The sequence below is a fragment of the Kushneria halocnemicola genome (genome assembly GCF_965650455.1).
Taxonomy (GTDB): Bacteria; Pseudomonadota; Gammaproteobacteria; order Pseudomonadales; family Halomonadaceae; genus Kushneria.
In genome coordinates this window covers 2,126,291-2,149,808 of record NZ_OZ287968.1, presented here as the reverse complement: position 1 = coordinate 2,149,808, position 23,518 = coordinate 2,126,291, and the positions used below count along the sequence as shown (strand labels likewise).

Genomic DNA, 23,518 nt, shown 5'->3' with positions numbered 1-23,518 from the left:
ATGAAAAGGGGGCAGCCTGAAGGCTGCCCCCTTTTTTCAAATTCGTCGAAAGTCTTTAATGATCAGCTTTCAACGGCCGTGATGCGCTCGTATTTTTCCATCAGCTGCTCTTGTGACTCCTCGCGCTCGGGGTCGAGTGGAATGCAGTCGACCGGACAGACCTGCTGACACTGCGGTTCGTCAAAATGGCCGACACACTCGGTACATAGCCCCGGGTCGATCACGTAGATCTCTTCGCCCGGTGAAATGGCGTTATTGGGACATTCCGGCTCGCAAACGTCGCAGTTGATGCACTCATCGGTGATCATCAGGGACATGGTAACCTCCTGGTTCGCGCGCGCTGCAGGTGAGCGCTGCACGGCTGTCATCCGCCGGCCCTGGGCCGTTCGCCGTATCAGTCGCTGCGAAAGTGTTCTTCCAGCGCCCGGGCGATGCGGGGATGCACCATCGTTGAAACGTCACCGCCAAGGCGGGCAATTTCACGCACGATAGTGGATGAAATATAGGAATTTTCGACTTCGGGCGTCAAAAAAAGGCTTTCCACGTGAGGTGCCAGCGCCCGATTCATGTTGGCCAGCTGCAGCTCGTATTCGAAATCGGAGACGGCGCGCAGACCGCGCAAAATGATGCGGGCGCCCACCCGGTCCACCAGCTGGGTCAAAAGGCAGCTGAACCCAACCACTTCGATATTGTCGAGATGGCCCAGGATTTCCCGGGCCAGTGCCACCCGCTCATCAAGTGACAACGCCGGCTGCTTGCGCGGACTCTGCGCGATGGCCACGATGACGCGATCAAACATCGAGGCGGCGCGTTCGATCAGATCGGTATGCCCGTTGGTGATCGGATCAAACGTTCCGGGGTAGACCACAATGTTCATGTACAGGCTCCATCAATCCCCGACATGCCGGCAGTGTGACGCCGGTCAGGGCTTTCGATGATACGCGTCCGGGCTGCCGACGGCGTCGGGAGGTTACTGTAAAGTCTTCCGGGCGACAAACGTTGCTGCCGGACCGGCACAGTCGCCCCCGTTGATGCATTAATCGAGCGTGCCGAAGGGATTGTCAACCTCCAGCGAGACCGGTTTGTGATAGCCGGGGATGCGAATGTCGCGGGCGCTGACCTCGAGTTCAGGGCCTTCGAGCACGCCCTCACCGAAGCGGTAAATGGGTGAAAACTCGCCCCGATGCGCCTGCGCCTCGAAGCGCGCCTGACACTCGCGTATCTGCTCGCGGCGGCGACGCCACTGGGTCATGGCCGCTTCGCCGTGGCGCTGGGTCAAAAGCCGTTCTGTCACTTCCGGTGACAGCAGCGGCGCCGTGGCGTTGTTGCCGCCAAAGCCCTTGGCGTTGATGAAGCTGACATCGGCGCGAAACTCGCGATGGTCGCGAAAGATATCCAGACGCTCGCCATGAACGTCGTCGGCCACGGCATCGAGGGTAAAAATACCCGGCAGCAGGCCGGTTTTGAAACTGCCCAGCGCACTCATCAGCTGATCGCCGGCGGCGCTGCCCTGGGAGTGGCCCAGGTAGGCCTTGACGGCGGCCACCGGCCAGTGCTCGATACCGTTGGCGCGCGCCACGCTGTCGAGCACATGGGATTCAGTAATTCGATTTTTGGGGGTGCTGGTGCCGTGGGAATGAATATAGCTGCGTTCCCGCACGGCCCTTTCACCCAGAATGCTGCTGGCCAGCGCCACGCTTTTGCCAAGCGTGATGTAGTTGCCGATGCCGGGCGCTGAAATGGAGCGCTTGTAGCCGTCGGCATTGATGAAGACTTCCGGCACGGCGCCCAGGATATCGGCCCCCAGTTCAAGCGCCAGACTGTCATCCATGAGCATGACAAACTGGGCGGACTCGGCGATGGTAAAACCGCAGTTGCGCGCAAAGGGGCGGCACACGCGCTGATAGTCTTCGTCGGTCAAAAGCTCCAGAGCGTCGAGCGCCTTGACGCTGGCATCATCGGCCAGTGCGCTCATGACGCGAAAGCCTTCAACGATTTCCGGCGTGATGGGGGCATCGGCGGTGCCGACCATGACCATTCGGCGCCGACCCATGCGAATGTCGTCCACGCCCAGGCGCAGATTGTACAAAAAGGTCGCGCAGGCGCCCTGCATTGCACCGGTGGCGCCCACGCTGCCCAGCACATAAGCGTTAAGGAAATCGGCCGGCATCTGCCCATAGCCCAGCGGCATCTGCTTGGATGTGGTGCGCTGGCCGGTTACGAAGCTGTTCAAAAGGCCGCCCCAGCCCTGGGCATCAAGCTGGCCGATCGAGTTGCCGGCATACACGGCGATCTGATCGGGATCGAGCTTCTGGCTCAGGCTGTCCCATTCAAACCCGCTCTGGCCCAGGCAGTCGGAGGCGGCAAAGATGGTCATCGACAGGGCGCGCGGGTGGTGCACGCTGCGATAGAAACCGGCCGGATCAAATCCGGTCGGCAGCTGGCCGGCACTCTTGACCAGCGCGTCGCGCCGCTCCGGCAGCAGGACGTCAAATTCGCCGGCAGGAATGGTCACGCTGACGTGACGCTCATTGATCGCCTCGATCTGCCAGTGTGCCGGCGGATTCTCGGGCACCTGGCGACGACTGAGGCTGACCGTCAGCGGGGCATCCAGCGTCAGGCTGGCCTGGCGATTGGCCGGGATACCGGCATCGGCAAAGCGCTCGTCCTCGATACGCCGAATCAGGGTATGACGAAGGATGTAGGATTCGTGGCGTGCGGCCAGGGTGGCATCGTCAGGGGCGTTACCATGATCATCCGTCTCGTCCGGCAGGTGCTGTCCCATCAGACGGGCCAGTCCCGAGAGGGTGTAGTGTCGGGTCTTTTCAGGCAGCGCATCGATCACGGTCCGGTAAAAGGACTGATGACCGGACGTTCTGCCAGCGGGATTGATACCGCCCATGCCGACGATCACCGGTAACTGTGACAAGCCGAAACCCTCGTGTTGATGCCTATAAGGAAGCGATAAAGCCATGGCGACCGCGTCGCTGAAAGGATGGCGATTTGTCTCCATCACATGCCGTGATGGCTCCGCCAAAACAGGGCAGTCATGATAGCATCGCCCCGGGCAGGACGTCATGTCGGCCGGTCAACGAGTTGTCATGTCAGGGTGGTAGAGTGTCGAGGGCACAGGCGCGGGGCAGTGTCTGCCTCGATCGCCCGGTCACCGGTTGGTGGTGCGCCGGTGGTGGCGCCATAGACGCACCACATAAAGCACGATGACGGCCAGCAGCACTACCAGAACCACCCACAGGCTGCCCGAAAGCGCCGTATGCTGTAAAAGCCAGTGGCTGCCGCCGACCAGACAGCACGCCCACAGGCAGGAACCCAGCGTGGTGTAGAACAGGTAGGGCAAAAGCGGCATGCGGTGAAAGCCCGCCGGTATCGATACCAGCGACCGCATACCCGGAATCAGGCGTCCGAACAGGACAACCAGCGCACCGTAACGCCCGAAGCGCCGGCTCGAGCGCTCGATATCCTGTGGTGCAAGGGCCAGCCAGTGTCCGTGGCGGGCCAGAAAGCGCATGCACTGACGCTCGTCGAGCCAGCGCCCCAGTATATAAAGCGGCAGCGTTCCCAGTACCAGCCCCAGAGTAGCGGCCACGATGGCCGGCGCCGGCGTCATGGCGCCGGAGGACATGATGTGGGCAAGAACGGGGAGCGTCGACTCGGCCGGCAGGGGCGGAAAGGCATTGATGAGCATTGTCAGCAGGGTAATGGCCGTGTAGCCGTGCGTGTCCAGAAGCTGCTGAAGCCATGCCTGCATGGGGGTCTTGATCCGTTGACATCAGGGGTTGGCGCCGTGCGGTGCCAATAAAGTTCCATCATTATTGTTAAACGTTACCATGTTCGCCAACTCCACACCGGTACACTCTACGCAATCGGGTCTGCATCCTGACCTGACCTTTCATGTTCAGCGCGCGCTCGACCATCAGTGGCAGCGACCCATCGCCGAGCACACCCGGGCCGCCTTTGACACGGCGCAGCAGTTCTATCAGGCCCACGGCGGGCCGCTGATTCTGGACGCCGGCTGTGGCACGGGCCACTCGACCCGACAGCTGGCCCGGTGTTACCCCCGGGCCTGCGTGCTGGGCATCGACCGAAGCGCCGACCGGCTGTCGCGAAACCACGACCGGACACTGGGCGCCTTTCCCGATAATGCCCTGCGGGTGCGGGCCGATCTGGTCGATTTCTGGCGTCTGGCGCATCTGGCCGGCTGGCAGCCGGTACGCCATTTCGTGCTCTATCCCAACCCCTATCCCAAGGCGTCGCAGCTCAAAAGACGCTGGCATGCCCATCCGGTGTTCCCGGTGATGGTGGCACTGGGCGGCGTGCTGACCCTTCGCAGCAACTGGCAGGTCTACGTCGATGAGTTCGCCTGCGCCATCAATCTGGCCACGGGCCAGAAGCCGCCTGTGGAGGCGCTGTCGCTGACGCCGGAAAGCGATTTCATCAGCGCCTTCGAGCGCAAGTACTTCGACAGCGGGCATGCCCTGTGGCAGCTCGAGTGTGCGTTGACTTCCATGGATATCGACTACGCTTGAACCCCGCCGCGACCCACCATGGAAGGAAGACGTCATGCCCTGGCTGACCTATCTCTATTTGATACTCGCCATTTGTGCCGAAGTTATTGCCACCAACGCCCTCAAGGCCTCCAACACCTTTACCCGGCCGGGCCCCAGCCTGATCACGGTGGTGGGCTATGCGCTGGCGTTTTATCTGCTGTCGATGGTGCTCAAGAGCATGCCCGTGGGGGTGGCCTACGCCATCTGGGCCGGTCTTGGCATGGTGCTGACGCTGCTGGTGGCCATGGTCGTCTTTGGCGAGCGACCCGACGCGCCGGCGCTTCTGGGTATCGCGCTTATCGTGGCGGGTGTGGTGGTCCTGCAGTTCTTTTCGAAGATGAACGCGCAATAAATATTTAAAAACACCGTGGATGCCGGCGTATCGCATTGCCACGGCACAGGCATGCCCATTACTCTGAGGCTTAAACAAGATGCCCATGAAACAGGGAATTTTTCATGCCTGTAAGGTTTAGCGCCGTAGGCGAAAGTCATTTCAGTGTCTTACGCCTTTTGTCCTGTCTGTTGCTTTTCCTGATGCTATTGATCACCGGGTCGGTGGTAACCCCCGGAGCGCATGCCGATGGTTTTCCTGCCACCCAGGCGCTGACGGACAAGGGATTTGTCGTCGGTGCCCAGGCCCGCCTTCTGGACAGCGGTGAGTCACTGGGTAGTATCGCCCCCGACCGGCAGATGACACCGGCGTCGGTATCCAAGCTTTATACGGCCGCGGCGGCGTTGACCCAGTGGGGGCCGCAAAAGCGCTTTACCACCGAGCTTCGCAGCAGCGGTGCCATCGTGGATGGCGTGCTCAAGGGTGATCTGATCCTTGATGGCGGCGGTGACCCGGGCATGACCAGCGAAGACTACTGGCTGCTGGTCCAGGGGCTGGCAAGCCGGGGTATCCGTCGTATCGACGGTCGGGTGCTGGCCAGCCAGTGGCGCTTCGGCCCGGTAAGCTGCGTGACCACGGATCGGTGTGACGCCCGCACGCGCACCCGCCATGCCTTCGATGCTCAGCTCACGTCCACGGCGGTGGATTTTGCCACCTGGTGTCTGCGCGTGATGCCGGGTGAGGCCGAGGGGGTGCCGGCCCGGGTCAGCAGCTGCGCCGGCCCCACGCCGCTGACGCGAGTGGATAACCGGGTAACCACCGTGTCGCAGGGCAATACCGGCATCAGCGCCGAGCGCACGACCGTCAATGGCGAAGACACCATGGTGGTCTCCGGGCAGATCCGGCTGGGCAGCGCGCCCAGCAGCGTGTATCGCTCCAGCGCCGACCCGGCCGGCCAGGCGCTCAAAACGCTCGAGTCGCTGATGAGCGATGCCGGCATTGCGGTGACGGGCGGTTTTGCTGCCACCTCGAGTCGCCCCGCGACAACAGCGCAGGTGCTGTCAGCGGTCGAGGGCAAGCCGCTGCAGGAGCTGCTGCTGCGCATGCTCAACTACTCCAACAACTTCATGGCCGACGTTCTGGCGCTGAATCTGGTCAGTGGTACCCCCACCATGCAGAGTGCCGGCGCCGCCCTGAACGCCTTTGCCACCGGCATCCCCGGTCATGGTCCGGTCGATATGCGCTCCGGCAGCGGTCTGACGCCGGAAAGTCAGACCAGCGCCCGCGGTGTCACGGCGCTGCTTGATCACATGTACCATCAGCCGGCGCTCTTTCCGGTCTTTGTGGCCGGCATGCAGACGCCGGTCAACGGCCCGATGAACTTTGTTCGCCGCGGCAGCCAGCGCTTTCAGCAAAACGTGATGATCAAGACCGGTACCCTCAACGAACCGGTACCGGTACGCGCCGTGGCGGGCTATTTTCGAACGCAATCCGGGCGCTGGGGCGCCTTTACGGTCATGGTCAATGGTCTGGCCCCCACGCCCTATATCAACTGGACCACCACCCTTGAGGCGGTGGCCAGCGATATCGATGCCATGATCGCCGGCCACTGACCTCATGTCCGCCCGGCTGTCAGCCCTCCGACAGGTCGGGCAGACGCCATGCCGCTGCCGGGCGGCATCTTTTCATGCCCGGGCCGGCGCCGGTCGTGGCCCCGCAGTGCACTGCTTTGGTAGGATGCCTCCTTCCCCTTAAAGATGGCAGGTTGCCTGCGACACCTGTGATCCATGGACAGGAACCTTCTGCATGAAGCCCGCGCATACCGGTATCAAGCGGCTATTTCATTCCACGCGCTACTCCTGGAAAGGGCTGTCGGCGGCCTGGCACAATGAGGCGGCCTTTCGCCAGGAGCTGATCGTGACCGTGGTGCTGCTGCCGGCCACCTTCTGGCTGGGGCAGTCGTTGATCGAATGGCTGTTGCTGATGGGCAGTGCGGTGCTGGTCATGGCAGTGGAGCTGCTCAACTCTGCCGTGGAAACCGTGGTGGACCGCATCGGCGTTGAGCACCACGAGCTCTCCGGGCGTGCCAAGGACCTTGGCTCGGCTGCCGTTTTTCTCTGCGTCCTGTTTGCCTTTCTGGTCTGGGGCAGCCTGCTGGTGGTGCGTTTGACCTGACCCGCGGCGGCCCTGCCCATCTTCGCCATGACGGCCCGAAGCGATTCGCTTCGGGCCGTTTTTTGTGGGCGGTTTCTGACAGGTTAATGATCCGTCATGTCCACAGGTCATGCCCGTATACCCATTTATTGATTGCAAGGCCTGGCTGAAAGGCTTTGGATGGATCAGGTATTCCCTTGTGGTATGAGGGTCGGCGATAACGCCGTCATGCCCTCGAGATGTTTGCGTCATGCAGGACACATAACGATAAATTACGGGAAAACCGCGATGACACATTCCATTCGACCATGGGTTTTCTGGCCCGTGTTTCTGGTGCTGCTGGCCGCCGTTGTCACAAGCTTTGTCAATCTGGAGGGCTTTGTCAGCGTGGCCGGTGCGCTCAACACATTCGTTTTGAGTCACTTTTCGTGGCTTTTCAGCCTGGGCAGCTTCTATCTGCTGGTGCTGGGCATCATTATCTATGTCTCGCCACTGGGCCGTATCCGCATTGGCGGGGAGAAGGCCACGCCATTGCTGTCAAAGCTGCGCTGGTTTTCGATCACGCTGTGCACCACGCTGGCGGTTGGCATCCTTTTCTGGACCACGTCCGAGCCTTTGTATCACTTCCACGGCCCGGCGCCGGGGCTTGGCATCCCGCCTGAATCCCCTGAGGCCGCCCGCTTTGCCATCTCCAGCATGTTCCTGCACTGGACGTTTACCCCCTACGCCATTTACGCCGTACCGGCCCTGGTTTTTGCGCTGGTGTTTTACAACCGCCGCCAGCGCTTCTCGATCGCCAGTTTTTTCGAGCCGCTGTTTGGTCGGGCGCGCGTGCGCCGCGTCGGCGGGCTGATCGATGCCGTGGCGCTCTATGCGCTGGTGGCCGGCATGGCCTCATCGCTGGGCACCGGCACGCTGACCATTACCGGCGGACTCAACGGCTACATCGGTGGAGAGACCAGCCCCTGGAAGCTGGGTATCGTGACCGCGCTGATCGTGACCACCTTCGTGATCTCGGCGGCCACCGGCCTGCAGCGCGGTATCGCCAGACTTTCCTCGCTCAACGCGTTCTTGTTGCTGGTGGTTGCCGTTTTTGTGCTGATTACCGGCCCGACGCTCTACATGCTGGGGCTGGGGGTGGAGTCGATCGGCACCTATCTGGACGGCTTTTTCGTACAAAGTCTTTATACCGGCACGGCGGCAGAGGACACCTGGGCGCAGTCGTGGAGCATCTTCTACTGGGCGGTGTGGTTCGCCTGGGCGCCGGTGACCTCGCTGTTTCTGGGACGCATCTCGCGCGGCTATACGGTGCGCGAATTTCTCAACATCAATCTGATCCTGCCGGCGCTGTGTGCGATGGCCTGGATCATCATCTTCTCGACCAGTGCGCTGCATCTGGACATGGCCGACGACTCGAAGCTCTATGCCCTGCTCAACAACGCAGGTATCGAACAGGTGCTTTACAGCTTCTTTGGCGAGCTGCCTCTGGCCGCCATTACCGTACCGCTTTTGCTGTTCATCGCCTTTATCTCCTACGTAACGGCGGCGGATTCCAATACCGATGCCATCGGTAATCTGTGCACTCGTGGGCTGACCGCCGATTCCGACATGACCAGCTCTTTGCCCATGAAGGTGGTGTGGGGCGTGATCATCGGCACCGTCTCCTGGGTCATGACCAGCTTCGTCGGCATCGAGGGGGTGAAAATGCTCTCCAACCTGGGCGGGCTGCCGGCGATGCTGATGATTCTGCTGGCCAGCGTCTCGATCTGGCGCTGGATCGGTGATCCCTCGCGAATCAATGAGCCGCCGCTTTTCGAGCAGACGGCCGATTATCTCTCGGAAAACGTGCTGTCGGAAAACGTGCTCTCGGATAACGGGCCGTCGGAACATGCGTCGTCGGGCAGCATGAGTGGCGACACCACGGACCGCCACGCCACGACGACTGAACCCCCCTCCACGACCGAACGGGCCGCAAGACAATGAACATCAGGGATGACTTTCCTCACCGCGTGCGACATATCGACAATACCTGGATCACGCTTTCCGACGGCACCCGGCTGGCCGCGCGCATCTGGCTGCCGGAAGACGCCGAGCAGCATCCGGTGCCGGCGATCCTGGAATATCTGCCCTATCGCAAGCGCGACGGCACGGCAGTGCGCGATGAGCTGACGCATCCGTATCTGGCCGGGCACGGCTACGCCTGCGTGCGGGTCGACATGCGCGGCAACGGCGAATCCGATGGGCTGATGCAGGATGAATATGCCCCGCAGGAGCAGGCCGACGGGCTTGAGGTGATCGACTGGATCGCATCGCAGCCCTGGTGTACCGGCAAACTCGGCATGATGGGCATCTCGTGGGGCGGCTTTAACGGACTGCAGCTGGCCGCGCTGCGCCCCGAGCCGCTCAAGGCGATCATCACGCTGTGCTCCACCGATGACCGCTACGCCGATGATATCCACTACAAGGGCGGCAACATGCTGCTGGAAAATCTCGGCTGGGCGGCGACCATGCTGAGCTTTTCGGCCGCCGTGCCCGACCCGCAGCTGGTAGGCGAGCGCTGGCGCGAGATGTGGCTCAACCGGCTTGAGAACATGCCGCTGCTGGCGCAAACCTGGCTTGCCCACCAGCACCGTGATGACTACTGGCGCCACGGCTCGGTGTGTGAAAACTACGGCGATATCGAGGCGGCGGTCTATACCATCAGCGGCTGGGGCGATGCCTATATGAACGCGATCCCGCGGATGATGGAGCAGCTCACCTGTCCCAAAAAGGCGCTGGTGGGCCCCTGGATTCACAAGTACCCGCACTTTGCGATTCCCGACCCGGCCATCGGTTTTCTGCAGGAGGCGCTGCGCTGGTGGGACTACTGGTTGAAGGATATCGACACCGGGATCATGGAGGAACCCGAGTGCACCTTCTATCTGCAGGACGGCCTGCCGCCGGCGCCAAAGTATGACGTGCGCCCGGGGCAGTGGGTGCGCACGCATGGCTGGCCGGCACCCGATGATGAGGTCGAGACGACCACGCTGATGCTGGGCGATCATGGGCTGGTGGCGCGCGGGGAACTGAGCGAATCACGGCGAATTACCTCGCCGCTGACGGCCGGGTCGCTGCAGGGCGAATACATCGGGCTCTGGTACGGCGCCGATTTTCCGCCCGACCAGCGCCGCGATGACGGCCTGGCGCTGACCTTTGACTCCGAGCCGTGGGCGGCGGGGCTTGAACTGCTGGGCCAACCGACCATTGAGGTGTCACTGGCCAGTGACACCGACGGTGGCCAGCTCAATGTGCGCCTGTGTGACGTCTCGCCCGAAGGCGAAAGCGCGCTGATCACCTATGGCACGCTCAATCTCAACCTGCGTAACGATCCGGGTGTGATCGAGCTGCCCGTGCCGGGGGCGCCCCTGCAGATTCGCCTGGCGATGGATCTGATCGGCTATCGCCTGCCGAAAGGCCATCGACTGCGCGTGGCGCTATCAAGTGCCAGCTTTCCACTGGTCTGGTCGCCGAAAAGGCGCTCGGATCTGACCCTTTTGGCCGGTACGCCGCGTCTGGAGCTGCCGGTGTCCAGGGCGGCCCATATCGATATGCCGTTCGAACCGCCCGAGGCAGCCACGCCCTGCCGGCTGGAAACGCTGCGCCCCGGGGCGCCAAAGCGCACGATCAGTGAGGATGTGGGCAGCGGCGAAGTCACCGTGATGGTAGAAGATGACATGGGCGACGTGCGCTTTGTCGATCACGGATTGAGAGTCGATCAGCGCGCGCGTGAGATCTATACCAGCCACCCCACGGATGCCACGAAAACGCGTGCCGAGATCCAGTGGACCTACCGGGCGAGTCGCAATGAGGGGGCGGGGCAGTTTTCGGTCGAGGTCGAAAGCCGCTATGAGCTTCGCTGCGACGAGACGAACTTTTATCTTGACGCTTCACAGGTGGCGCGTGAGGGGGATCGGGTCGTCAGCGAGCGCCAGTGGGCGCACACCATCGCGCGTACGGCGATCTGACGGTGTCCTGTCGACCGGGGCGGGCATGCTATGCTGGCCCGCCCCGGCCGGCAGGAGTGTTTTTCATGTCTGCACGTCATGCGTTGCCGCCCCTGAACTGTCTGCGTGCCTTCGAGGCGGCGGCACGCCTTGCCAGTATCACCCGGGCCACCCACGAGCTGGCCCTGACCCAGAGCGCCGTGAGTCGCCAGATTCAGCGGCTCGAGAGCGATCTGGAGCAGCCGCTTTTCGAACGACAGCAGACCGGGCTGGCTCTGACCGAAACCGGCGAGCGCTATTACCGGCTCGTTCAGCGCCTTTTACGCGAGCTGGGCGAGGCCAGCGCCGAGATTCGCCGTCGCCCGAACGAGCAGAGCCTGACCATCGCCTCATCGCCCACCATCGCCTCCTTCTGGCTGTCGCGCCAGCTGAGCGACTTTCAGGCCCGCCATCCGGACATCAGCATCCGCATGCTGATCATCGAGGATCCCAATCGACTGGAGCCGGGCGAGTGCGACCTGGGCATCTACTACCACCTGCCCGACGAAATCGACCCGCCCGGCATGACAGCGCAGGCGATTTTTGATCACGAGGCGGTCGCCGTGCTCTGCTCGCCGGCCTATCTGGCCCGCGAGGGCCGACCCGACAGCGTCGAGACACTGCTGTCACGTCATGTGCTGATGGTGGTCGAGGATCATTACCATGACTGGCTGACCTGGCAGTGCTGGTGCGAGACGCTGGGGGAGACGTGGCAGACACCGGCGCGCACGCTGTCCGCCAACAGCTACCAGCTCCTGATGAACGCAACGCTTGCCGGTCAGGGAGTGACGCTGGGCTGGACGCGCCTTTTGGCGCACGAACTGCGGGAGGGGCTACTGGTCAGCGCCCTCGATACCCGCATTGAAAGCCGTGGGCGACTGTCGCTGCTGACGCCGGGACAGTATCAGGGCACGCCGGCGGCCCGCCTGTTCCGACAGTGGCTGATGTCACGGAGCGACGACACGCGCCCGACCGAGCACTGACCGCGCCGGACATCGACGCGGCCTGAACCGGTCAGCGACTACCAGCTCTTGTAGGGTAAAAACTTGCCGTTCATGGTGATTTTGACGCGATCGCCCTTCGGGTCTTCCTCTCGCTCGACGTCCATCGAAAAGTCGATGGCGCTCATGATGCCGTCACCAAACTTTTCCTGAATGATGTCCTTGAGCGTCGGCCCGTAAACGCCGACCACTTCGTAGAGGCGATAGATCAGCGGGTCCTGCGGGATGGCGCCATCCCAGGTCTTGGTCGGGTAGGCCTTGAGCGCTTCGATGAGCGCGTCATCTTCAAGCCCCAGAGCGCTGGCGATTTGTTGAGCGATGTCGGGTGGGGCGCTGTTCATGCCGTAGCACACGGAGGCGACCCAGACCGGCGAGCGGCCCACGGCCTCGCCCAGATCGTCCCAGCTCATCTTCTGACGCGCCCGGGCGGCCATTAGGGTGTGGTGCATTTCAATCCTGTCCATGACATGACCCTTTTGTCGATTGTTGGAAGTCACGTCACAGCTATAACACTGCATGCCGGTCAGGGCCAGCGGTGTGTCAGCGCGAGGTGGGCGCTTGCGGGTCGATCAAAAGCGCCAGCGCCGGCATGACCTGCAGCTCGATGGCCGGGTCGATCATGTTGTCCGGCGGCGGTGACAAAAGCGGCGCCCAGGCACGCTCGAAGTCGACATCCGACTGCAGCCGGGCCTCACCCAGGCGGGCCAGGTAAACTTCCAGCATGTCGAGCCGGCCATTTTCATCGGGGGCGGCGAAGCGTCCCAGCCAGGCGCTTTCCGGCATCTTTGAACCGTCGGCGAGCACGGCGGCCTGCAGCGCTGCCACGGCGTGTGTCAGGGTGTCGTCGTCCGCATCATGGTCGACGGTGCTTTCGGGCAGGCCGTAGCGGCTCTGAGGCGCCTGGCGTATCAGCAGCACCTCGTCGCGGGCGCTGAGCAGGGCCAGCGCCACATGGCGCTGCGGCGGGCGACGCCCTGTCGCTTTGGGATTGGTATCGGTCATGTCAGTCAAGGCGCTGTCTCAGCGCCGGCAGAACCTCGTCGCTGAGCAGCGGGGCCAGCGAGAGCGTGTCGTCATCGAGTGCCATCCAGTGCAACGTCTCGATTTCGCCACCGGGGGTGGCGTCCCCTTCAAAATTTTCGATGATAAATACATCGGCATCGATCTGCGTGTCGTCCTGGCGGCTGCGAAAGCGCCCGAGCATGATGCACTGTTCGTCCTCGAGCCCCTGCCCCAGACAGGGCGCACAGCAGCGCGACAGAGTCCCCAGCGGTGTTTCGCCATGTTGTGCGGAAGGCGCGCCCCCCGGCAGTGTAAAAAGGGACTGGCCTGCGCTTTTGACCACCAAAAGCCTGCCAGCGTTATCCAGCAGACAGCCGGCCACAATATGCGTTGTCATGAAAGGCTCCGATATCGGTAAAAGGGGTGGTGCCATACCGACCTTGAATGGCCGGCGGATGCTTCAGTGTGGCTGACCCGAACCTTCCCGGGCAAAGCGGGCAATAAAGCGCGCCATGGAGGGGCCGATGAGCACCACGGTGAAAAGGCGCAGTGCCTGCAGGGCGGCAACGATGGCCACATCGGCGTGGGTGTCGAGTGCGATGATGGTCATCGAATCCAGACCGCCGGGGCTGGTGGCCAGATAGAGCGTCAGAAAGTCGCTGTGCATCATCGGCACCAGCATCAGCGCCGACAGCGCACAGAAGGCAATCAGCATAATGGAGGCCAGCAGCATCCACTTGAAGGCATGCATGACGCTGCGCACGGTCTGTCGGTCAAAACGCAGTCCGACGTAAATGCCAATGCAGGCGTAGGCCGCCTCCAGCAGCGGCAGCGGCAGTTCGATATCGATGACGCCCGAAACCTGTACCACGGTGCCCAGCAGCATCGGGCCCAGCAGGGCGCCGGCCGGCAGCAGGCGATCACAGACGACGATGCCCACGGCAATCAGCGCGATCGAGACCGCAAGCGAGAGCAGACCGTGCAGATCCCACGTCATGGTATGAGACGGCCCGTGGGACTGTCCCGAGACGCCCAGAAAATGGCTGACCAGGGCGCCGGCCATGATCACGCAGAGCACGCGCACATACTGCATGGTGGCAACGATGCGTGGGTCGGCGTTGGCCTGTTCCGACATGGCCACCATTGCCGCCGCCGCGCCCGGCGTGGTGCCCCAGGCGGCGGTGGTGCCGGGCAGGCCGCCGTAGCGCACCAGCAAAATCCCCACCACGGTGCTCAGCACCAGCGTGACCACGGTGGCCAGAACCATCGCCGGCCAGCTTTCGGCGATGGTGGAGAGCACCGTCAGCGTCATCGCCTGGGCAATCAGCAGCCCAATCACCCCCTGACCCGACTTGAACAGCACCCGCGGCAGTTTCAGCCCGCCAACGGTGACGCCAAAGACGACAGACACCGCCATGGGCCCGATCAGGGCGCCGGCCGGCATGTGCACCAGCTGCAGTAAAAGGCTTGCCAGGCCACAGGCGCTTAACAGCAGTGTCCAGCGAAAAAGGGAAGAGGCAGGCAGACGATCGGCGAGCAAGGTGGTCAGGCTCCAGCAGCGAACAAAAGGATCATTGGCGGTGGCGCGATTATGACGTATCAGGCCACGCTGTCGCTGCCGCGTGGTCGATAAAGGGCCACGGCATTGTCATGCAGAGCCAGCATGGCGTTGGTATCGCCCAGGGTGTTGTGCAAAAGCTCGATATCGCCTTCGTTGAAAGGACGCGGCGCGCGCGTGCCCGGTAGATCGGTGCCAAACAGCAGGGCATGGGGGTTGATATCGGCGATGGCGGCAAGCGTTGCCGGCACGTCCAGCGAGACGCGCCCGAAACCTGTGGCCTTGACGCGTGCGCCCGCCTCAACCAGTGCCAGCAGGGTGGGCAGCCCCTCCTGCGACAGCCCCAGGTGATCTATGACCATCGAGGGCAGGGCGCGCAGCAGGGTCAGATGCGGGGCAAGATCGTGGGCATCGGCATAGATCTCGCAGTGCCAGCCGACCACGTCGAAAACGCGTCGGGCCTGGCGGATCATGGCGGCGATGTCCGTTTCGATACCCCGCCTGAGATTGAACCGGATGGCCCGGACACCGGCTTCGTCGAGCTCGAGCAGGCGCTCATCGCTGGTCTCGTCGGGCAGCTGGGTCACGCCCACGAAATCTCCGCCCAGCGTTTCCAGCGCTGCGAGCAGATAATTCTGGTCGGTGCCCTGAAAGGAGCCCGAGACAATGGCACCGCCACGGATGGCCAGCCCGCGGGTGGCCTTGCGGTAATCCTCGACGGTGAAGGGCTCGGGGCGATAGCCCTGATTGTCGATCAGCGCAAAGCGGGGGTCGATGATATGCAGGTGCGCATCGAAGCAGCCGTGCGGCTCACGATGGTCGTGTCGGTAGTGTCCGTTGAAGGGAATAACCTCAGCCATGGCAACTCCTTGATCATCCAGTGATCGCGAGACAGCGCGTTTCGTGTCCCGGACAGACATGACAAGCATGCGGGGTGATGGCTCGGACTGCAATCTTCGTTATGCTGACAGGCAACGGATCAAAGAGAGGCCCTTCCATGTCACTGCAAGCCGCCCTGACGGGCCTGCCTGAAGCACTGCAGTCCCAGGCACGTCGTACCCTCGAGACGTTTGATGAGGCGCTGCTGGCGCGTCTGGGCGAAGAGCGCCTGCGTGAACTGGTCACGACCGTTACCGCCAGCGATTTTGTGGCCCGGGCCCTTTCCCATGATGGCGTCATGCTTGATCGCCTGCTCTCGCATGAAGAGCTGGTCGCCGCGCCTGGGCGAGAGACGCTCGAGCACTGGCTTGACAGCGCGCTTGAAGGGGCGGCCACCGAGGCGGCCATGCAGCAGGTGCTGCGCCGGTTTCGACGTGAGCGCATGGTGGCGATCATCTGGCGCGACCGTAACGACCATGCCGATGCCTGGGCAATCGCGGCCGCCGTGTCGCGACTGGCCGAGGTCTGCATGGAGGCGGCCCTGCGCTGGCACGAAGGGGCGATGGCCGCGCGCTACGGTGCGCCGTCACCGGACAGCGAAGGACGGCCTCAGCGCATGGTGATCCTCGGCATGGGCAAGCTGGGGGCCGGCGAGCTCAATCTCTCCTCCGACATTGATCTGATCTTTGCCTACCCCGAAAAGGGTCAGACACAGGGCGGGGAGCGCACCCTGGAGCATCAGGAGTACTTCACCCGGCTGGGCCAGAAGGTCATCTCTGCTCTCGATGCCATCACGGCAGACGGCTTTGTCTTTCGCGTGGACATGCGTCTGCGACCCCTGGGGGATGGCGGGCCGCTGACCGGCAGCTTTGCCAGTATGCTCTCCTATTACCAGAGCCAGGGGCGCGAGTGGGAGCGCTACGCCATGCTCAAGGCGCGCCCGGTGGCCGGTGATCTCGAGGCGGGTCAGCGCCTTCTGGGGGATCTCAGACCCTTTGTCTATCGCAAGTACATCGACTTTGGCGCGATCGAATCGCTGCGCGAGATGAAGGCGTTGATCAACCGTGAGGTCAGACGGCGCGGGCGCGAGGACGATATCAAGCTGGGCGCCGGCGGCATCCGGGAAGTGGAGTTCGTGGTGCAGGCCTTTCAGCTGATTCGCGGCGGGCGCGTGACCGAGCTGCAAACGCCCTCGCTCAAGCGGGCGCTGGCCGAGCTTGAGCGCCTTGAAATCATGTCACGCCATGACGTGCGCGCCCTGCAGGCCGACTACGTTTTCCTGCGCGACCTTGAACATGCCCTGCAGGGGCTGGAAGACCGCCAGACCCAGTCGCTGCCCGACGAGGACCTTCCCCGGGCCCGGATTGCCTTCGCCATGGGTCATGAGCACTGGGAAGGGCTGGTGGCGAATCTTGACGAGGTACGGCGCCGAGTGCGCGAGCGTTTCGATGAGGTCATCGCCCCGCCGGAAGAGGAAGATCATGAGCTGATCGAGGCCGGCGCGCTGGAGGAGTGGCGGGCGCTGTGGCAGGAAGCCTTTGACGATGAGGCCGCCATCGCTTTGCTGTCCGAGGCCGGCTTTCGCGACCCGTCGCGGGCGCGCGAGCGTCTGCTCAAGCTGCGCCACGGACGCGCCGTAACCGGCATGCAGCGCATCGGCTTTGAGCGTCTGGAAGCTTTGATGCCGGTGCTGTTGTCCAACGTGGCCACCACGGAAACCCCGGATATCACGCTGGAGCGCGTGCTGGCGCTGGTGGAGGCCGTACTGCGCCGTACGGCCTATCTGTCGCTGCTCAAGGAAAATCCCGATGCGCTGACGCAGTTTGTGCGGTTGTGCAGTGCCAGCGCCTGGATCAGCGAACAGCTGGCGCGCTACCCGGTGCTGCTCGATGAGCTGCTCGACCCGCGCAACCTCTACACGCCGCCCGAGCGCAGCGAACTCGAAGACGAGCTGCGTCAGACCCTGTCGCGACTGCCGCCCGGTGACGAGGAGAGCCAGCTCGAGGCGCTGCGACTGTTTCGTCATGCGCGCGTGCTCAACGTGGCAGCGGCCGATGTGGCCGGAGCGCGCCCGCTGATGGTGGTCAGCGATCATCTGACCATGATTGCCGAGGTGGTGCTCGAGGCCGTGGTGCAGCTGGCCTGGCAGGGTCTGACGGCGCGCTACGGCTATCCCCGAAGGCGCGACGGCAGCCACGCCGGCGCCGAGGAGATCGATTTTCTGGTGGTGGGCTACGGCAAGCTGGGGGGGATCGAGCTGGGCTACGGATCCGATCTGGATCTGGTCTTTTTGCACGACGCCGACCCGCGCGGTAGTACCAACGGGCCGCGCAGTCTCGACAACCCGGTGTTTTACGCGCGCATGGGCCAGCGCATCATCCACATGCTGACGACCACGACGCCGGCCGGCGTGCTCTATGAGGTGGATATGCGCCTGCGCCCGTCGGGCAATTCGGGGCTTTTGGTGTCGTCGCTGGAGGCCTTTGCCGACTACCAGCGGCGCGAAGCGTGGGTATGGGAGCATCAGGCACTGGTGCGCGCCCGCGCCGTGGCCGGCAGCCGGATACTGGCCAAACGCTTTGACGACATTCGCCGCGAGACGCTTTCCAGCGAGTCCGATGTGGCCACGCTCAAGCGCGAAGTGGTGGCCATGCGCGAGAAGATGCGACAGCACCTGGGCAGCAGCGCGCAATCCCGCAGCGCCGGCTGGTTTCATCTCAAGCAGGACCCGGGCGGCATGGTCGATATCGAGTTCATGAATCAGTTTGCGGTGCTGGCCATGGGGCATCGGGAGAAGGCGCTTCTGACCTACACCGACAACATGCGCATTCTGGAGACGCTGGAGTCGTCCGGCCATCTGCCGTTTGAAGGCGCCGAGCAGCTGCGCAGGGCCTGGCTTGCCTATCGCGATGCCAGCCATCGGGCCGCACTCACCCGTTCCGGCTCACTGGTACCGGAAGACGGATTCGAGGTGCACCGCGAGGCGGTTCGCGCCCTGTGGCAGCGCTACCTTGGGCCCGAAGACGATGCCGCCGACAGTATACAAACGCCAGCCGATCATTGAGTGCCTGCGCCCACTCAGCGTCCCTTGAGGCGCGGCAGTACCTGATGTTTCCAGCCCCGTCGCAGCAGCGACAGCCAGCGGGGAGTGGCCTTCAGGCGCTGCTCGGTAGGCGTCAGCGCCCGCCCGGTCAGCCGACGCTTGAACTTGAGGGTGCCGGCCATGTCGCTGCGGCGCAGCCGGTTCATGACGGGTCGCAGGGGGCTGCGCGGTGTGGCATGAAAGGCCGAGGCAAAATCGATCAAAACGAGACGACCATCGTAGCGGACCAGGATGTTGGTCCAGCGAAGGTCGTTATGGGTGACATCAAAGCGATGCAGTTCGCCCATCATGCGCTGGATCTCGCCGTAGCGTACCGCGACGCTGCGTCGGTAGGCCTCGCCGAGGTCCATCCCGTCAACGGCTGACATGTAAAAAGCGTAGCGACCGGCAAATCCCTTGAAATCCGGTGCGTGTGCCCAGTCGCGGAGATGTCTGAGCATGCGCGCCTCGCGCTTCATCAGATAGCGCGCCAGCGGTGCCAGAGCCGTGTGCTGCCAGCGCCTGTAATCCTTGCATACGACGGTTTCACCGCGATGGGCGGTCAGTATCACGTCGGCCTTGAGCAGGCCGCCGGCCTGCTGAAGGGTTACTTCCTGTTCGGCCGTATCAGGCGCACGAGATGGACCGGCGTCACGCCAGGCCTCGTTGGCGGCGGTGCCCGGGGTATCGATGGGCCCTTCACCGGCGGTGGCGAGGCCTTGCTCCCGGTCATCTGACGTTGAGGTTTCGACAGAGGGCGCCTGTCGAGACGAAAAGGAATGACGAAATACCATGAAACACCTGATACCGGGGCTGCATTGCGCAGGTCAGTGACAAGAAGGGAAAAGCCAGATACGACAGAAAAGTTAACCTGCTAACGTTAATCTTAATATTATTTTAATTTAAGGTCGAACCCGGATTGCAGGCTCCTCAGGGGCGAGGCGGTACGCACGACATGGGGCTTATCGCCTCGCGCGAGGAAAGATCAAACAGAAAGGGTGTTGCGGGAGAGGGGCAGGCTGACGTCGGCCTGCAGCGTGACCGCCCGAAAGTGGGCGGTCGAGCGAAGACTTGCCTGAGCGCGATCAGCTGTTCTGATTGGTACGCGGGTCACGTCCGATGGGATGGGCTTCTCCGCGCGCTTTTGCCAGCTTGATCTGGCGCTGGCGTTCGCGGGCACCGGCGCGGGTTTTCTCGGGCAGATTGTCCCAGCAGTGCGGGCAGCTGATGCCCGGCTCGTAGCAGGGGGAGCGCTGATCCTCGGCAGAAATGGGGCGCCGGCAGGCGTGGCACTGATCGAACTCGCCCTCGCTCAGGTCATGACGCACGGTGACCCGGTTATCAAACACGAAGCAGTCGCCGCGCCAGCGTGAATCCTGCTCGGGTACCGTTTCCAGATATTTCAGAATACCGCCCTTGAGGTGATACACCTCCTCGAATCCCTGCGCCAGCATGTAGCTGGACGCCTTCTCACAGCGAATGCCGCCGGTGCAGAACATGGCAACCTTTTTGTGTTTTGCCGGATCGTAATGCGCCTGCACATACTCGGGAAACTCGCGAAACGATCGGGTCTTCGGGTCCACGGCGCCTTCAAACGTGCCGATCTCGACCTCGTAGTCGTTGCGCGTGTCGATCAGGAGCACTTCCGGGTCGCTGATCAGATCGTTCCACTGCTCGGGCTCAACATAGGTGCCCACGCGATGGTTGGGGTCCACGCCCTCCACGCCCAGGGTCACGATTTCGCGCTTGAGCTTGACCTTGGTGCGGTAAAACGGCTGCGCCTGCGCCCGGGACTCCTTGTGCTCGAGATCGGCAAGCCGCGGGTCGCCCTTGAGCCAGTCCAGCAGCGCGTCGATGCTGTCTCGTGTGCCCGAGACGGTGCCGTTGATGCCTTCCTCGGCCAGCAGTAGCGTGCCCTTGACGTCACGGTCGCGCATGGCGCCGAGCAGCGGTTCACGAAGGGCCTCATAATCAGGCAGGGAGACAAACTTGTAGAGGGCAGCCACCACGATGGGGCCCTCATCGGGTGTATCAGGACGTGTCATGCGTTTCTCCAGGCAGTCGCCCTCGCAAGGGGCGGACCAGGGGGAATGAATACAGGCCCGGGTGGGCCGCGGCGCGTATTTTACGCATCCGCCTCATCGGTTGCACCTGTTCGGGCCGGTTCCGTTGATCGCCGGGAAAGCGGCGGGTGCGGCGTCTCATCGCGCAGCGCCTCGACGGCACTGATATGATCAGAAGACCGGGTCGTGGCAATGGCCTGACAACGATGCAACACCTGCGAACCCATGGCGCAGGACAACGTACAGCGGAAGGGCTCATGTCTCGAACAGTCTACGTCAACGGCCGGTACGTGCCGGAAAGTGAAGCCAGCGTCTCGGTATTTGATCGCGGCTTTCTGTTTGCCGACGGCATCTACGAAGTCACGGCCGTACTCAACGGCCGGCTGGTGGATTTCGAGGGGCACGTGGCGCGTCTGCACCGTTCGCTCAACGAGCTGAACATGCATCTCGCGCTCAACGACAACGCTCTGCGCGACATTCACCGCCAGCTCATCGACAAGAACGCGCTCGAGGAAGGGCTGGTCTATCTGCAGGTCACCCGTGGCGTCGCGGATCGGGACTTTGCCTATCCCGAGGCGTCCACGCCGGTCACGCTGGTGGCGTTTACCCAGCAAAAGGCGATCATCGACAGCCCGCTGGCCGAGCGGGGCCTCAACGTCATTTCCCTGCCGGACATGCGCTGGGGACGCCGTGACATCAAGACCGTTCAGCTTTTGTATCCATCCATGGCCAAGATGGAGGCCAAAAAACGCGGTGCCGATGATGCCTGGCTGGTGGAGTCGGGGCTGGTGACCGAGGCGTCCTCCAGCAACGCCTGGATCGTCGATCACGACAACACGCTGATCACCCGTGAACTGTCGCGCTCGCTTCTGCACGGCATTACGCGTCGGGCGATCATGCAGCTTGCCCGTCAAAACGACATGAAGGTCGAAGAGCGCGGCTTTACCATCAAGGAGGCGCAAAACGCCCGGGAGGCTTTCGTCACCTCGGCGACCTCGCTGTTATATCCGGTGGTGTCGATCGATCAACGCGTCGTGGGCGAGGGCCGGCCAGGGGCTGTCGCAGGCGCCCTGCGCAGGCTCTATGTCGATGCAAGCCTTCAATCGCTGGATGCCGGTCAGGGACAGGCCTGAACGTGTCCTGAAATTCTCGCGGCGGGATTCAGTTACGTCCGGTCCGGTCGATAGAGACGCCACAGGGTGTGGGGTGACGATAACAGAGCGCCGGAGGGCTGAAGGCCGGGGGCGCTGCTCTGAAGGAGCGTTGACGTGCCGGATGGATACAGGCGTTGGAAACGGGAACAGGAAGAAAGGCGGCTGGCCGTACTGAAAGAGCTTGGCGTGCTGGACACACCGCGCGAGGAGCGTTTTGACGTCATTACGCGGCTTTTGAGCCGTGATTTTGACGTGCCGATTTCGATGATTTCGCTGGTGGATGATTCCCGGGTCTGGTTTAAATCGGAAGTCGGTCTGGAAGGCATCGAGGCGGTGCCTCGCGAGGTGACCTTCTGCAGTCAGGCGATCAGGGCGTCACGCATCATGGTGGTCGAGGATGCCATCCGGGATGAGCGTTTTCGCGACAGCCCGCTGGTCACCGGCGAGATGGCGCTGCGGTTTTATGCCGGTGCCGTGATTCATTCGCCGCAGCGAGAGCCGCTCGGTGCGGTCTGTATTATCGATCACACGCCGCGCAGGATGAGTTATCGCGACCGGTGTCAGCTGATCGACTTTGCAGCCCATGTGGGCCGTGAGCTGGCAGGTGTCACAAAAGCGCCGTTGCAGGGGGCGCTTGAAAGAAATTGATGAGCACGCCCCGGCCATGACCGGGGCGTGTGGCGCCCATCAGAGCGTGGGCGACCATACATGGGGCAGGAAGCGATAGCCCTGCGTGTCTTTCACGATATGGCCGATGCCGGGGAAGTCCAGATGGTGACCGGCCACCATGAGTTTTTCTTCGGCAACGCGCGCGAGAATCTCACGACGCGTCTCCACGGCCTGTTCGCCGTCAACGTCGAAAAGCACCCCGGCGTCGGGCTCGGGCAACTGAATATGCGGCAAATGCACGATATCGCCCCACAGCAGCAGCCGCTCGCCGGCGGATTCGATCAGATAGCCGCTGTGGCCGGGCGTATGCCCCGGCAGCGCCACGCGGGTCACGCCATCCATGATCCGGTCATTATCGATGCGCTCGATCCGGTCACGATTGACCTCGAGCACGCGGTGGGCCACGTCAAACTGCTGGGAAAACATGTCGGAGGCTTCAGCCGGTGCCTGCTGCTGCCAGAAATCCAGCTCCTCGCCCGGCACCAGAATACGCGCATTGGCAAACGCCGGTTGATCATCTGACGTTATCAGCCCGCCGATATGGTCCGGATGCAGATGCGTGACCAGTACGATATCGATGGCCTCAGGCAGTACGCCGATATCGGCCAGCCCCTGCGACAGGCGGGCGCCTTCTTCATCGGCCAGGGCACCGAAGCCGGTATCCACCAGCACGCGCTGATCGCCGATGTGCAGCAGATAGGCGTTAAGCGTGATACGCGGCGGAGTGGCGCGCAGGCTCTGCTCGTGAAGCGCTTGTGCGCGTGAGGCGTCGAGGTGCTGAATCAGCTCCAGCGACCCCTGCATGTACGCATCCATCAGCGTCGAAACAACGATCTCGCCGACGCGCAGGTGGTGAACATTGGCAGGCTGCTGATCGGGAAGCAGGCTATCGTTCATGGGACCTCCAGTCATGAATATCGATGGGGCCAGCATAGCGCCTCGCAGGGAGATCGCCAGCCCCCGGTGTCCAGGCGCTCGGCTGGAGCAGGCCGATATCCGGGCATAAAAAAAGCGCCTGTCGGTGAAGACAGGCGCCTT

Annotated in this window: 22 protein-coding genes; 10 read left to right on the top strand and 12 right to left on the bottom strand. The window is 62.9% G+C overall.

What is annotated here, in order from left to right; all coding sequences use genetic code 11:
• Positions 1–62: 62 nt before the first annotated feature.
• The 4 genes from ACS92L_RS09820 to ACS92L_RS09805 form a co-directional block, all read right to left on the bottom strand.
• Positions 63–317: a YfhL family 4Fe-4S dicluster ferredoxin gene (locus tag ACS92L_RS09820; RefSeq protein WP_438764522.1), complete on the bottom strand. Its 255-nt coding sequence runs from the start codon at positions 315–317 to the stop codon at positions 63–65.
• A 77-nt stretch (positions 318–394) separates the two neighbouring features.
• On the bottom strand, positions 395–877 hold the full coding sequence (gene coaD / locus ACS92L_RS09815; RefSeq protein WP_438764521.1) for a pantetheine-phosphate adenylyltransferase: 483 nt from the start codon (positions 875–877) through the stop codon (positions 395–397).
• Between the two features lie 159 nt (positions 878–1,036).
• Entirely contained in the window at positions 1,037–2,902 is a 1,866-nt protein-coding gene (locus tag ACS92L_RS09810) for a beta-ketoacyl synthase (protein WP_438768459.1), read from the bottom strand.
• A 261-nt stretch (positions 2,903–3,163) separates the two neighbouring features.
• Positions 3,164–3,766 (bottom strand): DedA family protein, encoded by a 603-nt coding sequence (locus ACS92L_RS09805; protein WP_438764520.1) that lies wholly within the window; start codon positions 3,764–3,766, stop codon positions 3,164–3,166.
• Positions 3,767–3,845: 79 nt separating this feature from the next.
• Between ACS92L_RS09805 and trmB the strand changes: the two genes are divergently transcribed.
• The 7 genes from trmB to ACS92L_RS09770 all read left to right on the top strand — a co-directional run bounded on the left by trmB (position 3,846) and on the right by ACS92L_RS09770 (position 12,055).
• A complete protein-coding gene (trmB, locus tag ACS92L_RS09800) occupies positions 3,846–4,544 on the top strand; it encodes a tRNA (guanine(46)-N(7))-methyltransferase TrmB (protein WP_438764518.1) in 699 nt (232 codons plus the stop codon).
• Between the two features lie 34 nt (positions 4,545–4,578).
• Positions 4,579–4,917 (top strand): DMT family transporter, encoded by a 339-nt coding sequence (locus ACS92L_RS09795; RefSeq protein ID WP_211308794.1) that lies wholly within the window; start codon positions 4,579–4,581, stop codon positions 4,915–4,917.
• 104 nt (positions 4,918–5,021) lie between these two features.
• Positions 5,022–6,509, top strand: a complete 1,488-nt coding sequence (gene dacB, locus ACS92L_RS09790; RefSeq protein WP_438764516.1) for a D-alanyl-D-alanine carboxypeptidase/D-alanyl-D-alanine endopeptidase — start codon at positions 5,022–5,024, stop codon at positions 6,507–6,509.
• 193 nt (positions 6,510–6,702) lie between these two features.
• Positions 6,703–7,071 (top strand): diacylglycerol kinase, encoded by a 369-nt coding sequence (locus tag ACS92L_RS09785; RefSeq protein WP_438764515.1) that lies wholly within the window; start codon positions 6,703–6,705, stop codon positions 7,069–7,071.
• Positions 7,072–7,338: 267 nt separating this feature from the next.
• Positions 7,339–9,033 (top strand): BCCT family transporter, encoded by a 1,695-nt coding sequence (locus tag ACS92L_RS09780; protein WP_438764514.1) that lies wholly within the window; start codon positions 7,339–7,341, stop codon positions 9,031–9,033.
• Complete coding sequence (locus ACS92L_RS09775; protein ID WP_438764512.1) at positions 9,030–11,054, top strand: CocE/NonD family hydrolase; 2,025 nt, start codon at positions 9,030–9,032, stop codon at positions 11,052–11,054. The genes ACS92L_RS09780 and ACS92L_RS09775 overlap by 4 nt, the downstream gene beginning before the upstream one ends.
• 65 nt (positions 11,055–11,119) lie before the next feature.
• A complete protein-coding gene (locus ACS92L_RS09770; protein WP_438764511.1) occupies positions 11,120–12,055 on the top strand; it encodes a LysR substrate-binding domain-containing protein in 936 nt (311 codons plus the stop codon).
• Positions 12,056–12,093: 38 nt separating this feature from the next.
• Here the strand turns inward: ACS92L_RS09770 and cynS are convergent, their stop codons facing one another.
• The 5 genes from cynS to ACS92L_RS09745 all read right to left on the bottom strand — a co-directional run bounded on the left by cynS (position 12,094) and on the right by ACS92L_RS09745 (position 15,493).
• Entirely contained in the window at positions 12,094–12,537 is a 444-nt protein-coding gene (gene cynS / locus ACS92L_RS09765) for a cyanase (RefSeq protein WP_438764510.1), read from the bottom strand.
• Positions 12,538–12,613: 76 nt separating this feature from the next.
• Positions 12,614–13,075, bottom strand: coding sequence for a hypothetical protein (locus ACS92L_RS09760; protein ID WP_438764509.1), 462 nt, complete (start codon positions 13,073–13,075; stop codon positions 12,614–12,616).
• A gap of 1 nt (position 13,076) precedes the next feature.
• Entirely contained in the window at positions 13,077–13,472 is a 396-nt protein-coding gene (locus tag ACS92L_RS09755; RefSeq protein ID WP_438764508.1) for an NUDIX domain-containing protein, read from the bottom strand.
• 63 nt (positions 13,473–13,535) lie between these two features.
• Entirely contained in the window at positions 13,536–14,615 is a 1,080-nt protein-coding gene (locus tag ACS92L_RS09750; protein WP_438764507.1) for an AbrB family transcriptional regulator, read from the bottom strand.
• 59 nt (positions 14,616–14,674) lie between these two features.
• A complete protein-coding gene (locus ACS92L_RS09745; RefSeq protein ID WP_438764506.1) occupies positions 14,675–15,493 on the bottom strand; it encodes an amidohydrolase family protein in 819 nt (272 codons plus the stop codon).
• A 137-nt stretch (positions 15,494–15,630) separates the two neighbouring features.
• Between ACS92L_RS09745 and glnE the strand changes: the two genes are divergently transcribed.
• Positions 15,631–18,576 carry a bifunctional [glutamate--ammonia ligase]-adenylyl-L-tyrosine phosphorylase/[glutamate--ammonia-ligase] adenylyltransferase gene (glnE, locus tag ACS92L_RS09740; RefSeq protein ID WP_438764504.1) on the top strand — a complete coding sequence of 982 codons (2,946 nt, stop codon included), beginning with the start codon at positions 15,631–15,633 and terminating at the stop codon, positions 18,574–18,576.
• 14 nt (positions 18,577–18,590) lie between these two features.
• Here the strand turns inward: glnE and ACS92L_RS09735 are convergent, their stop codons facing one another.
• On the bottom strand, positions 18,591–19,388 hold the full coding sequence (locus ACS92L_RS09735; protein WP_438764503.1) for a lipopolysaccharide kinase InaA family protein: 798 nt from the start codon (positions 19,386–19,388) through the stop codon (positions 18,591–18,593).
• A gap of 291 nt (positions 19,389–19,679) precedes the next feature.
• Positions 19,680–20,639: an oxygen-dependent tRNA uridine(34) hydroxylase TrhO gene (gene trhO / locus ACS92L_RS09730; RefSeq protein WP_438764502.1), complete on the bottom strand. Its 960-nt coding sequence runs from the start codon at positions 20,637–20,639 to the stop codon at positions 19,680–19,682.
• A 275-nt stretch (positions 20,640–20,914) separates the two neighbouring features.
• Between trhO and ACS92L_RS09725 the strand changes: the two genes are divergently transcribed.
• Both ACS92L_RS09725 and ACS92L_RS09720 read left to right on the top strand, forming a co-directional pair.
• On the top strand, positions 20,915–21,790 hold the full coding sequence (locus tag ACS92L_RS09725) for a D-amino-acid transaminase (protein ID WP_438764501.1): 876 nt from the start codon (positions 20,915–20,917) through the stop codon (positions 21,788–21,790).
• A 135-nt stretch (positions 21,791–21,925) separates the two neighbouring features.
• Positions 21,926–22,459, top strand: a complete 534-nt coding sequence (locus ACS92L_RS09720; protein ID WP_438764500.1) for a GAF domain-containing protein — start codon at positions 21,926–21,928, stop codon at positions 22,457–22,459.
• A 39-nt stretch (positions 22,460–22,498) separates the two neighbouring features.
• On the opposite strand, the gene ACS92L_RS09715 is transcribed toward ACS92L_RS09720, so the two are convergent.
• The gene (locus ACS92L_RS09715) at positions 22,499–23,377 is read right to left on the bottom strand and encodes an MBL fold metallo-hydrolase (RefSeq protein WP_438764499.1); all 879 of its coding nucleotides are present in this window, start codon (positions 23,375–23,377) and stop codon (positions 22,499–22,501) included.
• Positions 23,378–23,518 lie beyond the last annotated feature (141 nt).